Genomic DNA, 12,977 nt, shown 5'->3' with positions numbered 1-12,977 from the left:
GCGAAGAGACCGGTCGATCCGGCGTCGCGGCAACGCAGCCCAGCGCCACGGAAAGGCGCCGCCGCGGCGGGCACCCGGAGACCGGCGAGGGTTCCACGATGCCGACACTCCATCCAGCCGGGGGAACGTCCAGGGCACGGGTCGTCGCGATGGTCGCCGCCGGGGGCCTGCTGTGCGCGGGCGGGTTCGCCGGGCTCGCGCCGAAGCGGGGCACCGCGTCCAGCCACCGCGAGGCGCCGCTCATCTCGGGGCAGCCGCAGTACGACAACACCGACGTCTACGCGTTCGTCAGTCCGGACAAGCCGGACACCACCACCCTGATCGCGAACTTCATCCCGTTCCAGGACCCGGCGGGCGGGCCGAACTTCTACAAGTTTGCGCGGGACGCCCGGTACGACCTGAACGTCGACAACGACGGCGACTCGCTGCCCGACCTGACCTACCGGTTCCGCTTCCACGACCGGCTGAAGAACGCGAACACCTTCCTCTACAACACCGGGCCGGTGACGAGCCTGGACGACCCCGACCTCAACTTCACGCAGACCTACGACCTGACGCTGGTCCGCCGGACCGGCGGCCGGGTGCGCAGCGTGCACACGCTCGCCGAGAACGCGCCCGTCGCGCCGTCCAACGTCGGGAAGGCGTCCATGCCCGACTACGCGAAGCTGCGCGGCCAGGCCGTCAAGCCGCTCGGGGACGGGACGACCTCCTTCGCCGGGCAGGCCGACGACTCGTTCTTCCTCGACCTGCGCGTCTTCGACCTGCTGTACGGCGCGAACCTGAAGGAGGTCGGGAACGACACGCTGAGCGGCTACAACGTCAACACGGTCGCGCTGCAGATCCCGACGCGCCACCTCGTGAAGGGGAAGGACCCGGTGATCGGGGTGAACTCGACCGTGTCGCGGCTCTCCGCGTCCGGCGGGTACGCGCAGGTGTCGCGGCTCGGGAGCCCGCTGGTGAACGAGGTGGTCATCCCGCGCGGCAGGAAGGACGCCTTCAACGCGTCCACCCCCTGGCAGGACGCGCAGTTCGCCGGGTTCGTCACCGATCCCGAGCTGCCGAAGCTCATCGAGAAGATCTACAAGATCCCGGCGCCGCCCGGGCCGCGCAACGACCTCGTCCAGGCGTTCCTCACCGGCGTGCCGGGGCTGAACCAGCCGGCGCACGTGCGCCCGGCCGAGCTGCTGCGGCTGAACACCTCGGTCAGACCGGCCGCGAAGCCGGACCGCCTCGGCGTGCTCGGCGGCGACAAGGCGGGCTTCCCCAACGGGCGGCGGCTCACCGACGACGTGATCGACATCTCGCTCCAGGCCGTCGAGGGCGAGCTGCTCGGCAAGAAGAACGACCTCGGCGATGCGGTCAACGCCAACGACGCCGCCTTCGAGAAGAGCTTCCCGTACGTGGCGCAGCCGCACTCGGGGTCGGACGTGCGCGGCGCGCGCAAGCCCGGGACGAAGGCCGCGGGCTCGGCGCGGAAGGGCGAAGGCGGCCCCGTGAACTTCCTCAACGCGGGCGCCACCGAGAGCACCTCGGACGACGGGAGCGGAGTGGGCCCGCTGCTGCCCGCGGCGGCCGCCGGTGCCGGCGCGTTCGTGCTGACCGGCGGGCTGCTGTGGCTGCGGCGACGGCGCCCCGCCGCGGGACGGCACGAGAGCTGATGCGTCCCGTCCTCACCGGGGCCTCGGCGGCGGGGCTCGTCGCGGCGCTCACCCTCGGATCGGCGGTCGCGTTCGGCCGCCCGTCCGGGGAGGGTGCCGCGGCCGCCCCGGCCGGGGCCCCCGCCTCGGGCATCGCCGGCCTGCAGAAGCGGCTGCGCGAGCAACCGCGCGACGCCGCGGGCTGGGCCTCCCTCGGCCTCGCGTACGTGGAGCAGGCCCGGGTGACCGCCGACCCGACGTACTACCCGAAGGCCGAGGAGGTGCTGCGCCGCTCCCTCCGGGAGGCCCCCGAGAACGACGGCGCGCTGGCGGGGCTCGGCGCGCTCGCCGCGGCGCGCCACGACTTCCACGGTGCCCTGGGGTATGCGGACCGGGCGCTCAAGGCGAACGCCTACGGGCAGCGGGCCGCCGCAGTCCGGGTGGACGCGCTGGTGGAGCTCGGCCGCTACGGCGACGCCCTGGCCGCCGCCCGGCGAGCCGACGCCCTCCGCCCGGGCATCCCGATCTTCACGCGGCTCGCGTACGTGCGGGAGCTGCGCGGGGAGGTCGCGGAGGCGCGCCGGGTGCTGGGGCTCGCGCGGGCCTCCGCCGCCGACCGCGGCGACCTGGCCTACATCGCGGTGCAGCTCGGCGAGCTGGCCTGGAACGACGGCGACCTCGACCGCGCGCGCCGCGAGTACGCCGAGGCGCTGCGCCTCTCCCCCGGCCACCTGCCCGCGATGGACGGCGACGCTCGCGTCAGGGCCGCGCGGGGCGACACGGCCGGAGCGCTCGCCGAACGGGCCGAGATCGTCCGGCGGCTCCCGCTGCCGCAGTACCTCACCGAGTACGGGGAGCTGCTGGAGTCCGCCGGACGCCGCGACGAAGCGGAGCGGCAGTACGCGGTCGCGACGGCGTGGGCGCGGATCGCCAGGGCCAACGGCGTCGACGCCGACCTGGAGACCGCGCTGTCCGAGAGCGACCACGGCGACGCCGGGGACGCGCTGCGGGCGGCGCGGGCCGAGTACCGGCGGCGCTGCCCCGGCCCGAAGGTGCGGCAGTGCAGCGTGCACGCGGCGGACGCGCTGGCCTGGGCGCTGCACGTCAACGGGCGGGACGGCGAAGCCCTCCGCTACGCCCGCCAGGCGACGGCCACCGGGTACCGCCGCGCGTCGTTCCGGTTCCATCTCGGCGTCATCGAGAAGGCCGCCGGCGAGCGCGCCGCCGCGCGGCGCGACCTGGCCGAGGCGCTGCGCCGCAACCCGCGCTTCTCACCGCTGTGGGCGCCGCGTGCCAGGGCCACCCTGGACGACCTGGAGGGGGCGTCGTGATCGTTCTCGCGCTCGCCGCCGGGATGCTCGCCGCGCATCCCCTCGGCAACTTCACCGTCAACCATTACGACGGCCTCGTCGCGGCGCCGCACGAGCTGCGGATCGACCACGTCGAGGACCTGGCCGAGATCCCCGCCGCGCAGGCGATGCCGGAGGTCGACGCCGACCGCGACGGGCGCCCGTCGAGCCGCGAGCTGGCCGCCTGGGCGGGCGGGGCCTGCGCGCGGGCGGCCTCGTCCCTGCGCGTCACCGTGGACGGGCGCGCCGCCACCGCTGCGGTCGCGTCGGCCGCCGCGTCGGCGCCGCGCGGGCAGGCGGGGCTGCCGACGCTGCGGCTCGAATGCCGGATCACCGCGCCCGCCGGGCCCGGGAGAATCGTCTTCCGCGCGGGCGGGGGCGACGGGCGGGTCGGCTGGCGGGAGGTCACCGCGCGGGGCGACCGGATGACGCTCGCCGCGTCCGACGTGCCGGAGTCCTCGCGCAGCAGGCGGCTCGCCGCCTACCCGGCGGACATGCTCGCCTCCCCGCTGGACCGGCGGTCGGCGGTCCTCGACGTGCGCGCGGGCGGGCCGCCGCTCGCGGCCCCCGCCTCCGGCGGCGGTCCCGGGCGGCTGCTGCCGCGCGGCGCCGACGGGCTCACCCAGCGGTTCACGTCGCTGGTCGCACGGCACGACCTGACCCCCGGTTTCGCCGCCCTGGCGTTCCTGCTCGCGCTGCTGCTCGGCGCCCTGCACGCGCTCGCACCCGGCCACGGCAAGACGATCATGGCGGCGCACGCGATCGGGGACGGGCGGCGCCGGACGCGGGACGTCCTCGCGCTGGGCCTGACGGTCACGCTCACCCACACCGCCGGCGTGCTGGCCCTCGGCCTGCTCGTGACGACCGGGACGCTGCTGGCGCCCGAGGCGCTGTTCCCGTGGCTGGGGGCGGCAGGCGGCGTCCTCGTGACGGCGGCGGGGGCGCTGCTTCTGCGGCGCGCCCTGCGCAACCGCCACCACACCCACGGACACGGGCACGGGCACGGGCACGGGCATGACCACGGGCACGGGCAGGCGAGTTCCCGGCGCGGCGGGGTCGTGCTCATGGGGCTGGCGGGCGGCATGGTGCCGAGCCCGTCGGCGGTGGTGGTGCTGGTCGGCGGCGCGGCGATCGGGCGGGCCTGGTTCGGGGTCGTCCTCGTGCTGGCCTACGGGCTCGGACTCGCCGCCGCGCTCATGGCGGTCGGTCTCCTCGTCACCGGGTCCGCGCGCGCCCTGGCGCGGCGCATTCCGGCCATGCGGCCGCGGTTTCCCGGCGCGATGATGCCGATAGGGACGTCCGCGACGGTCGTGGTCCTCGGGCTCGGGCTCACGCTGCGGAGCCTGGTGCCGTGACCTCCGACCCGGAACGGCCGCGGATGCGTAGTGCCGGGTGGACGGCCTACGGAGGGGAGCGCGGCATGCCGGCAGAGACGAGACCGCCGGACGGGGGCACGGTGTCCGGGCATGACGCGGACATGCTGCTCACCCGGACGGCGCGCGGCGACGAGCGCGCCTTCGAGGTGCTGTACGACGCGGTCGCGGCGCCCGTGCACGGGCTGGTGCGGCGGGTGGTCCGCGATCCGGCGATGGCCGAGGAGGTGACGCAGGAGGTGATGATCGAGGTGTGGCGGTCCGCCGCCCGGTACGACCCGGCCCGCGGCGGCGCGATGGCGTGGATCCTGACGATCGCGCACCGCCGGGCCGTGGACCGCGTGCGGCGCGAGCAGGCCGCGGGCGAGCGCGAGGCGAGGACCGTCCACCCCGGGCCGGGCGGCGCGCACGACCCGGTGGGCGAGCGGGTCGAGGCGCGGCTGGAGCACGAGCGGGTGCGGCGCTGCCTGGGGGCGCTCACGCACCTGCAGCGCGAGTCGGTGACGCTCGCCTACTACGGCGGGCACTCCTATCGTGAGGTGGCCGCGCTGGTGGGCGCGCCGCCGAACACCGTGCGGACCCGGATGCGCGACGGCATCATCCGGCTGCGCGACTGCCTGGGGGTGGAACGGTGACGGACGACCTGCACGCCCTCGCCGGCGCGTACGCGCTGGACGCGATCGACGACGCCGAGGAGCGGCGCTCGTTCGAGGAGCACCTCGCCGGATGCGAGACGTGCGCGACCGAGCTGCGCGAGTTCCGGGCGACGGCGGCCCGGCTGGGCATGGCGGTCGCCGAGGCCCCGCCGCCGCGGCTGCGCGCCCGGGTGCTGGCGGACGTCCGGAACGTCCGGCAGCTGCCGCCCGCCTCCCCCCGCCGGACCGCGGGCGTGCGGCCCCTGCGGCCGCGCCGGTGGCGGCGCGCCGCCGTGGCAGGGCTGGCCGCGGCCGCGTGCCTGGTGACGGCCGCCTCCGTCGGGGTGGCGGTCCACGAACGGCAGCGCGTGGAGCGGACGGAGTCCGCCTACCGGGACGTGGCGTCCGTCCTGTCGGCGCCGGACGCGCGGGCGGCGACGGGCCGGGCCGCGGGCGGCGGGACGGTGACGATCGTCGCGTCCGCGTCGCGGGGCGGGGTGGTCGTGGCGTCGTCCGGTTTGCGGGCGCTGCCGTCCTCGAAGGCGTACCAGCTGTGGCTGATCGGCGCGGAAGGCCCGCGCTCGGCGGGCCTGCTGCCCGGCGACCCCGGGCGCCCGGTCGTCGCCGGGACGTGGACTCCGCGGGACAGGCTCGGCGTGACCGTCGAGCCGGCCGGCGGGTCCGCACGGCCGACGACCACGCCGATCGTCCTGCTGGGCATCACCTGATTCCCCCTTGTCGTCTGTCTGACGATATGTGATCATTGCGGGCATGTCGGTGAACGTCCCGCTCGGTCCGCTGCTCGACCCCGCCTTCCACCTCGGGTCGGTCCCCACGACGTGGGCCGAGCTGCTCGGCTTCGCGACCGGCGCGGTCAACGTGTGGCTCGTCGTCCGGCAGAACATCCTCAACTGGCCGATCGGCATCGCCAACGTGATCCTGCTCGGCCTGGTGTTCCTGGACGGCGGCCTCTACGCCGACGCCGGGCTCCAGGTCGTCTACGTCGCGCTCCAGCTCTACGGCTGGTGGGTGTGGCTGTACGGCGGGGACGGCCGCGACCGGCTCCCGGTGCGGCGCACGCGGGGCGCGGAGTGGGCGGCCCTGATCGCCGCGGGCGCCGCGGGCACCGCGTTCCTGACCTGGGCCCTCGCCACCTGGACGGACTCCACCGTGCCGTTCTGGGACGCCCTCACCACCGCGCTCTCCCTCATGGCGACCTACGGGCAGTCGCGCAAGCTGCTGGAGTCGTGGTGGCTGTGGATCACCGCCGACCTCGTCTACATCCCGCTGTACTTCTACAAGGACCTGAAGCTCACCGGCGTCCTCTACATCGTCTTCCTGGCGCTGTGCGTGTCCGGGCTGCTGGCCTGGCGCCGCGACCTGCGCGGGCGGCCCCTCGCCCCGGCGGCCGCCGCGTGACGCACGAGCACGGCCTCGTCATCGGCAAGTTCTACCCGCCGCACGCCGGGCACCACCAACTGATCGACACTGCCGCCGCGGCCTGCGCGCGGGTGAGCGTGGTCGTCGCGGCGTCCACCGTGGAGAGCATCCCGCTGGCGCTGCGGACGGCGTGGCTGCGCGAGGCGCACCGGCAGCCGCACGTGGAGATCGTCCCGGTGGTGGACGACGCGGAGATCGACTACGAGTCCGACGAGGCCTGGTCGGCGCACGTGGCGGCGTTCCGGGCGGGCCTGGCGATGCGGTCGGGGCTCGGCGCGTCCGTCCCCCCGGTGGACGCGGTGTTCAGCTCGGAGGCGTACGGGCCGGAACTGGCGGAGCGCTTCTCGGCCGTCCACGTCCCGGTCGACCCGCCGCGCGAGCGCTTCCCGGTGAGCGGCACCGCCGTGCGGGCCGACCCCGCCGGGAACTGGGAGTTCCTGTCGCCGCCCGTCCGCGCGCACCTGGCGCGCAGGGTCGTGGTGGTGGGCGCCGAGTCGACCGGCACGACGACGCTGGCCCGCGCGCTCGCCGCCCACTACGCCGGGCGGGGCGGGGTCTGGGAGGCGACCCGGTGGGTGCCGGAGTACGGCCGGACCTTCACCGAGGAGAAGCTCGCCGCCGCGCGCCGGCGGGCGGGCGACCCGTCCCTGTGGCTGGACGACCTGGTGTGGGAGTCGGCCGAGTTCACCGAGATCGCCGAGCGCCACGCGGCCATGGAGGACGCGGCGGCCCGGTCGGGCTCGCCGCTGCTGGTCTGCGACACCGACGCGTTCGCGACCGCCCTCTGGCACGAGCGCTACCTCGGCGCCCCGGCCCCCGAGGTAGAGGCCGTCCACGCGCGGACCCCGCACCACCTGTGGATCCTGACCGATCCGGAGGGCGTCCCCTTCGAGCAGGACGGCTGGCGCGACGGCGAGCTGATCAGGTCGTGGATGTCGGGCCGCTTCCGGGAGGAACTGGAGAAGCGGGGCCTTCCCCACATCACCGTGACGGGCCCCCACGAACGGCGCCTGGCCGCCGCCGTCGAGGCGACCGACGCCCTGCTCGCCGACGGCTGGCGGTTCAGCGCCCCGCTGACCCCCTAGGCCCTCGCCGTGGGCTCACCCGAGCCAGATCATGTTCGTGACGCGGAACTCCTTGATGTCGGCGAGGACGAGGTAGTCGAAGAACATCGAGGTGCCGTCGACCACCATCCTGAATTCCAGACGGGCGTCGTCCAACGGCCTTCCGGGGGGACTTCCTCCGGTCTCGGCGGCCAGGCCGCCCGCCACCGCGAAGTCGCAGAAGAACCGGATCACCGAGTCCTTCAGCGCGGGGGGCATGGCCTCGATGACGTCGGAGGCCCCTTTCTCGCAGTAGACCGTCCAGCCTCGGCGGCCGGCGGTCACCTCCCCGGGTCTTCGTCCACCAGGAACCGGCTCTTGAGCTCGTCCAGCGAGACGAGGTCGCTCCGGTCCGCCCTGCGCGCCCTGGCGCGGCGTTCCGCGCGGTCGGGGATCTGGGCCAGGTGGGCCTCGGCCCACCAGTCGTCCATGACGCGCTGGTAGTCGTCCTCCTCCGTGGCGGCCATGACCTCCTTGAGGAACCTGGCGCGCTTCTCCTCCGTCAGCCAGTCGGCGATGCCCCTGATCGTCCGCGGGACCCGGTGGACCTGCCCCGGGAGGAACGGCTCTACCGGTTGTGCGCTCATGTCGCTCCCGTCCGTCCGGCGCGGTCCCCTGTCACCCGCGCAACCGAGACCCTACCGAGCCCCACCGACAGGACAGGGGCTCATTTGACGGCGCGCGGCGTGTCGGTCGGGTCGAGGCGGAACAGGTCCTCGTCGATCCGGTCGAGGGCGAGCCGGACGGCGCCGAGGCCCACCGACTCGTCCCCGAGCTCGGAACCCTCGATGCGGACGGGGCTCAGGCACAGCGGGGCGACCCGGCTCCGCAGCGCCGCGACCAGCGGGGCACCGGCCCCGGCCAGCGGCCCGCCGACCACGATCGTCTCCGGGTCGAGGGCGAGGGCCATCGCCGCGACGCCGCGCGCCATCCGGTCGGCGAGCCGCTCCACGCGCTCCCCCGCCTCGGCGGACCCGCGCCCGGCCGCCTCCAGGACGCGCTCCGCCTCCTCGAAGACGGCGCCGCGGCCGGCGTCCGGGACCAGGGAGGCGGCGGTGTCGCGCAGGCCCAGCTCGTCCAGGATGCCGATCTCGCCCGCGGCGCCCCAGCGCCCCCGGTGCAGCCGGCCGCCGATGATCGCTCCCATGCCGGTGTGCAGGGCGGCGTAGACGCAGACGACGTCGTCGGCGTCGCGAGCGGCGCCGCGCCACCGCTCGGCCATCGCGGCGAGGTTGGCGTCGTTCTCGACGAGGACGGGGCAGGAGAACGAGCGGCCCAGCTCCCGTGCCAGGTGGACGCCCTGCCACCCGGGCACGACCGTGCAGGACGTGACCGTCCCGTCCGGGGCGACGACGCCGGGGGTGCCGACGGCGACCGCCCGCAGCGAGCGCCGGTCGACGCCCGCCTCCGCGAGGCACGCCTTGACCGCGGCGCGCACCGCCGCGATCCGCTCGCCCGGCGGGGCGCCGCCGTCCAGGCGGGCGCGGTGCCCCCCGCCCACGACCTCGCCGGCGAGGTCGGCGACGAGCAGCCGCACCCGGTGCGCGTCGATGTCGATGCCGAGGGCGTGGCCCGCCTCCGCCCGGAAGCGGTAGCGGCGGGCGGGGCGGCCGAGGCCGCTGCCCGGACGCGGCGCGTCCTCGGCGGCCAGGCCGCGGTCGATCAGCTCGCCCAGCACGCCCTCGGTGGTGGGCCGGGACAGCCCGACGCGCCGGGCCAGCTCCGACAGCGTGGCCTCGCCGCCGTCGCGCAGCGCCCGCAGGGTCGCGGCCGAGTTGAGCCGGCGGAGCACCGAGGGGTCGCCACCGTGGAGAGAGTGTTGCGGCACGGGCACCCCTTGACAGCGATCGGCGGACGGACGACATTATTGCCAATCCACTTATGAAAGATACTTGCATAAGTACGGCGACCAGGCCGGGAGGGCGCGCGATGCAGGAGACGGTGCCGGCGATCGCCGTGGCGGGGGCCGGGCTGCGCGGCCGCGCCTACGCCGCGCGGATCCGGGCGACCGGGGCCGGCCGGATCGTCGCGGTCGCCGAGCCCGACCCGGTGCGGCGCGCCCGGTTCGCGGCCGAGCACGGCCTCCCGCCGAAGCGTGCGTTCCCCGGCTGGCGCGAGATGGCCGCGGCGGGCCGCCTCGCCGACGGCGTCATCATCGCGACGCAGGACGCCGAGCACGCCGAGCCCGCGATCCGCTTCGCCGGCCTCGGCTGCCACATCCTGCTGGAGAAGCCGATGGCGACGTCCGAGGCGGACGCGCTGCGGATCGTGGACGCCGTCGAGCGCGCCGGGGTGATGCTCGCCGTCTGCCACGTCCTGCGCTACACCGCCTACACGCGCGCCCTCAGGGCGCTGATCGCGGACGGCCGGATCGGCGCGCCGGTCGGCGTCCAGCATCTCGAACCGGTCGGCTGGTGGCACCACGCCCATTCCTACGTGCGCGGCAACTGGCGGCGCTCGGACGAGTCCGGGCCGATGCTGATGACGAAGTCCTGCCACGACGTCGACTGGCTGATCCATGTGATGGGCGAGGTCCCCGCGCGGGTGTCCTCGTTCGGGCGGCTGTCGCACTTCCGCCCGGAGAACCGGCCGCCCGGCGCCGGCGCGCGCTGCGTCGACTGCGCCGTCGAGGCGCGCTGCCCGTACTCGGCGCCCCGGCTCTACCTGTCGTGCCTCGGCGATCCCGCCCGCGAGGCATGGCCGCTCGGCGCGGTCACCGACGAGCGCACGGAGGCGGGCGTCCTGCGGGCGCTGCGCGAAGGCCCCTACGGCCGCTGCGTCTACGCCTGCGACAACGACGTGGTCGACCACCAGGTCGTGAACATGGAGTTCCCCTCGGGCGCGACCTGCGTGTTCACCATGACCGCGTTCTCCCCTGCCGCCCCGCGCCAGACGCGCGTCTTCGGGACGTCCGGCTGCCTGGAGGGCGACGGCGTCCGCATCACGGTCCGCGACTTCGTCACCGGCGGCACCGAGATCGTCGACCCCGGCGCCGCCCCTGGCGGCGGAGCGTTCGACGGCCGCCACGACCACGCCGACGACGCGCTGGCCGACGCCTTCACCGCCGCGCTCGCCGGCGGCGACCCCGCCCCGCTCAGCTCCGGCCCCCGCGAGAGCCTCGCCTCACACCGCGTCGTGTGGGCCGCCGAACGCGCGCGGCTGAACGGCACGGTCGTCGAAGCGGCCCCGCAGTCACCCGCGCGAAAGGCACGGTGAGTCCATGACCATCAGACCTCTGTGGTGCGCCGCGGCGGCGTTGTCCTTGGCCCTCGCGGCCGCTGCCTGTGGCGGCTCGTCCGGCGAGCCGTCGGCCGCGGGCAACGACGGGCGGGGTCCCATCACCGTCGCCACCGGCAAGGACCTCACCCAGACCGTGCAGCGGCTCGTCGCCGAGTGGAACGACGGCCACTCCAAGGAGAAGGTGCGGCTCGTCGAGCTGCCCGAGGACGGCGACCAGGCGCGGCAGCAGCTCGTCCAGAACATGCAGATCAAGTCGGACGCCTACGACGTCGTCCGGCTGGACGCGGTGTGGACTGCGGAGTTCGCCGCGCGCCGCTGGATCCTGCCGCTGCCCGGCGGGCTGGTCGACGCCTCGTCCTTCGTCCCGGCGGCCCTGGAGACCGGCAAGTACCGCGGGAGGCTGTACGCGGCGCCGTGGCTGACCGGAACCGGCGTCCTCTACTACCGCGAGGACCTCCTCGCCAAGGCCGGCGTGAAGGCCCCGCCGAAGACGTGGGCCGAGCTGCGCGACGACTGCGCGAAGGTCCGCGGGACGGCCGAGGGCAAGGGGGCCGACTGCTACGCGGGCCAGTACGGCAAGTACGAGGGGCTCACGGTCAACTACTCCGAGGCCGTCCAGTCCGCGGGCGGCGAGGTCTTCGACTCCTCGGGCAGGCCGCAGGTGAACACCCCGCAGGCCAAGGCCGGACTCCGGTTCCTCGTGGACGGCTTCAAGAACGGCACCATCCCGCAAAAGGCCATCACCTTCAAGGAGGAGGAAGGCCGCCGCGCCTTCCAGGAGGGCCGCCTCGTCTTCCACCGCAACTGGGCCTATGTGTACGCGCTCGCCTCCGAGAAGGACGGTTCGAAGGTGGCCGGGAAGTTCGGCGTCGCGCCGATCCCCGGCGAGGGCGGGCCGGGCTCCGGCACGCTCGGCGGCAACAACCTGGCCGTGTCGGCGTTCTCCAAGCACCAGGCGACCGCCCGCGACTTCGTCGCCCACATCGTCAGCCCGGCGGTCCAGAAGGAGTACGGCCGCGCCCAGTCGTTCCCGCTGTCCCTCGCCGCCCTCTACACCGATCCCGAGATGCTCAGGCGGTATCCGTACCTGCCGGCGCTGAGGCAGGGCATGGACAAGGCGAGGCCGCGCCCGGTCGTCGTCCGGTACAACGAGGTCAGCGCCGCCGTCCAGGAGCAGGTCACCGCGGCGCTCACCGGGAGGAAACCGGTGGACCAGGCTGCCGAGGACCTCCAGAAGGCACTGACGGCACTGGCCGACTAGCGGCGCGGTAGGCGCTCGGGGTCATGCCGAGCCTGCGGACGAAGTGCTGGCGCAGGGAGTCGGCGCTGCCGAGGCCGCTGCGGTGGGCGACCTGGTCCATCGGGAGCGCGGTGCTCTCCAGCAGCTCCCGGGCCCGGTCGATCCGCTGGTGCAGCAGCCATTGCAGCGGGCTGTGCCCGGTTTCCGCGTGGAACCGGCGCGTGAGCGTGCGGGTGCTGACGCGCGCGTGCCGCGCCAGGTCGGTGAGGGTGAGCGGCTCGCCCATGCGCCGCACGGCCCAGGCGCGGGTCTCCGCGAGCGACACGTCCGGTCCGGCGGGCAGCGGGTCGTCGAGGCGCTGGACCTGGTCGGCGGGACGCGGGGGCGCCGCGACCGTCAGGCGCGCCGCCGCGGCCGCCGCCGCGGCGCCGTGGTCCTCGCGGACCAGGTGCAGGCACAGCTCGATCCCGGCGGCGGCCCCGGCCGAGGTCAGCACCGCTCCGTCCGTGACGTACAGGACGTCGGGGACGACCTCCGCGGCGGGGAAGCGGCGGGCCAGGTCGCCGGTGAGGCCCCAGTGCGTCGTGGCGCGGCGGCCGTCCAGCAGGCCCGCCTCGCCGAGCACGAAGGCGCCCGTGCAGATGGCCGCGACGCGCTTCCCCGTGCCCGCCGCGGCGCGCAAGGCGTCCAGGACGGGCCGCTCGATGCCGGTACGGCCCCCGCTGCCCACGACGATGACGCTGTCCGCGCTCTCCACGGCGTCCAGCCCGTGCGGGGCGACGACGTCCAGGCCGCCGACGGCCTCCAGCGGACGCCCCGGCTCGGCGGCGCAGAGCCGCAGCTCGTAGGCGGGGCCGCCGCCCGCCTCGGCGGCGCCCAGCACCATCTGCGGGATCGTGACGTCGAAGCTCATCACCGGCGGGACGACGACGACCGCGACCGTGTGCATCTGGCCAGAAC

13 protein-coding genes are annotated in these 12,977 nt (G+C 75.3%); 9 read left to right on the top strand and 4 right to left on the bottom strand.

What is annotated here, in order from left to right:
* Positions 1 to 98 precede the first annotated feature (98 nt).
* The 7 genes from K4S16_RS29805 (at position 99) to K4S16_RS29775 (ending at position 7,519) form a co-directional block, all read left to right on the top strand.
* The gene (locus tag K4S16_RS29805) at positions 99 to 1,658 is read left to right on the top strand and encodes a DUF4331 domain-containing protein (protein ID WP_149262353.1); all 1,560 of its coding nucleotides are present in this window, start codon (positions 99 to 101) and stop codon (positions 1,656 to 1,658) included.
* The gene (locus K4S16_RS29800; RefSeq protein WP_149262352.1) at positions 1,658 to 2,968 is read left to right on the top strand and encodes a hypothetical protein; all 1,311 of its coding nucleotides are present in this window, start codon (positions 1,658 to 1,660) and stop codon (positions 2,966 to 2,968) included. Before K4S16_RS29805 ends, K4S16_RS29800 begins: the two co-directional genes overlap by 1 nt.
* Positions 2,965 to 4,341, top strand: coding sequence for a High-affinity nickel-transporter (locus K4S16_RS46565; protein WP_200842190.1), 1,377 nt, complete (start codon positions 2,965 to 2,967; stop codon positions 4,339 to 4,341). The genes K4S16_RS29800 and K4S16_RS46565 overlap by 4 nt, the downstream gene beginning before the upstream one ends.
* Before the next feature lie 65 nt (positions 4,342 to 4,406).
* The gene (sigK, locus tag K4S16_RS29790; protein ID WP_149262351.1) at positions 4,407 to 4,994 is read left to right on the top strand and encodes an ECF RNA polymerase sigma factor SigK; all 588 of its coding nucleotides are present in this window, start codon (positions 4,407 to 4,409) and stop codon (positions 4,992 to 4,994) included.
* Entirely contained in the window at positions 4,991 to 5,722 is a 732-nt protein-coding gene (locus K4S16_RS29785) for an anti-sigma factor domain-containing protein (protein WP_149262350.1), read from the top strand. The genes sigK and K4S16_RS29785 overlap by 4 nt, the downstream gene beginning before the upstream one ends.
* Before the next feature lie 43 nt (positions 5,723 to 5,765).
* Positions 5,766 to 6,413, top strand: coding sequence for a nicotinamide riboside transporter PnuC (gene pnuC, locus K4S16_RS29780; RefSeq protein WP_149262349.1), 648 nt, complete (start codon positions 5,766 to 5,768; stop codon positions 6,411 to 6,413).
* The gene (locus tag K4S16_RS29775) at positions 6,410 to 7,519 is read left to right on the top strand and encodes an AAA family ATPase (RefSeq protein WP_149262348.1); all 1,110 of its coding nucleotides are present in this window, start codon (positions 6,410 to 6,412) and stop codon (positions 7,517 to 7,519) included. The genes pnuC and K4S16_RS29775 overlap by 4 nt, the downstream gene beginning before the upstream one ends.
* A 15-nt stretch (positions 7,520 to 7,534) precedes the next feature.
* Here the strand turns inward: K4S16_RS29775 and K4S16_RS29770 are convergent, their stop codons facing one another.
* The 3 genes from K4S16_RS29770 to K4S16_RS29760 all read right to left on the bottom strand — a co-directional run bounded on the left by K4S16_RS29770 (position 7,535) and on the right by K4S16_RS29760 (position 9,365).
* Positions 7,535 to 7,822, bottom strand: a complete 288-nt coding sequence (locus K4S16_RS29770; RefSeq protein WP_149262347.1) for a hypothetical protein — start codon at positions 7,820 to 7,822, stop codon at positions 7,535 to 7,537.
* Positions 7,819 to 8,124, bottom strand: coding sequence for a hypothetical protein (locus K4S16_RS29765; protein WP_149262346.1), 306 nt, complete (start codon positions 8,122 to 8,124; stop codon positions 7,819 to 7,821). Before K4S16_RS29765 ends, K4S16_RS29770 begins: the two co-directional genes overlap by 4 nt.
* 80 nt (positions 8,125 to 8,204) lie before the next feature.
* Complete coding sequence (locus tag K4S16_RS29760; protein WP_149262345.1) at positions 8,205 to 9,365, bottom strand: ROK family transcriptional regulator; 1,161 nt, start codon at positions 9,363 to 9,365, stop codon at positions 8,205 to 8,207.
* A 101-nt stretch (positions 9,366 to 9,466) separates the two neighbouring features.
* On the opposite strand from K4S16_RS29760, the gene K4S16_RS29755 reads away from it, so the two are divergent.
* Both K4S16_RS29755 and K4S16_RS29750 read left to right on the top strand, forming a co-directional pair.
* The gene (locus K4S16_RS29755; RefSeq protein WP_149262344.1) at positions 9,467 to 10,753 is read left to right on the top strand and encodes a Gfo/Idh/MocA family protein; all 1,287 of its coding nucleotides are present in this window, start codon (positions 9,467 to 9,469) and stop codon (positions 10,751 to 10,753) included.
* 4 nt (positions 10,754 to 10,757) lie between these two features.
* Complete coding sequence (locus K4S16_RS29750; protein WP_149262343.1) at positions 10,758 to 12,038, top strand: ABC transporter substrate-binding protein; 1,281 nt, start codon at positions 10,758 to 10,760, stop codon at positions 12,036 to 12,038.
* Here the strand turns inward: K4S16_RS29750 and K4S16_RS29745 are convergent.
* A complete protein-coding gene (locus tag K4S16_RS29745) occupies positions 11,968 to 12,966 on the bottom strand; it encodes a GlxA family transcriptional regulator (protein ID WP_149262342.1) in 999 nt (332 codons plus the stop codon). The two genes, K4S16_RS29750 and K4S16_RS29745, sit on opposite strands and share 71 nt — an antisense overlap.
* Between the last annotated feature and the right edge of the window lie 11 nt (positions 12,967 to 12,977).

Source organism: Actinomadura sp. K4S16, from assembly GCF_008327685.1.
GTDB lineage: Bacteria > Actinomycetota > Actinomycetes > Streptosporangiales > Streptosporangiaceae > Spirillospora.
This window is presented reverse-complemented; position numbering and strand designations above follow the sequence as displayed.

Excerpts from the sequence above, each read along its gene's own strand:
- pnuC (WP_149262349.1), top strand. The coding sequence starts at position 5,766 with ATGTCGGTGAACGTCCCGCTCGGTCCGCTGCTCGACCCCGCCTTCCAC.
- K4S16_RS29745 (WP_149262342.1), bottom strand. The coding sequence starts at position 12,966 with ATGCACACGGTCGCGGTCGTCGTCGTCCCGCCGGTGATGAGCTTCGAC.
- sigK (WP_149262351.1), top strand. The coding sequence starts at position 4,407 with ATGCCGGCAGAGACGAGACCGCCGGACGGGGGCACGGTGTCCGGGCAT.
- K4S16_RS29805 (WP_149262353.1), top strand. The coding sequence starts at position 99 with ATGCCGACACTCCATCCAGCCGGGGGAACGTCCAGGGCACGGGTCGTC.
- K4S16_RS29755 (WP_149262344.1), top strand. The coding sequence starts at position 9,467 with ATGCAGGAGACGGTGCCGGCGATCGCCGTGGCGGGGGCCGGGCTGCGC.
- K4S16_RS29800 (WP_149262352.1), top strand. The coding sequence starts at position 1,658 with ATGCGTCCCGTCCTCACCGGGGCCTCGGCGGCGGGGCTCGTCGCGGCG.
- K4S16_RS29765 (WP_149262346.1), bottom strand. The coding sequence starts at position 8,124 with ATGAGCGCACAACCGGTAGAGCCGTTCCTCCCGGGGCAGGTCCACCGG.
- K4S16_RS29750 (WP_149262343.1), top strand. The coding sequence starts at position 10,758 with ATGACCATCAGACCTCTGTGGTGCGCCGCGGCGGCGTTGTCCTTGGCC.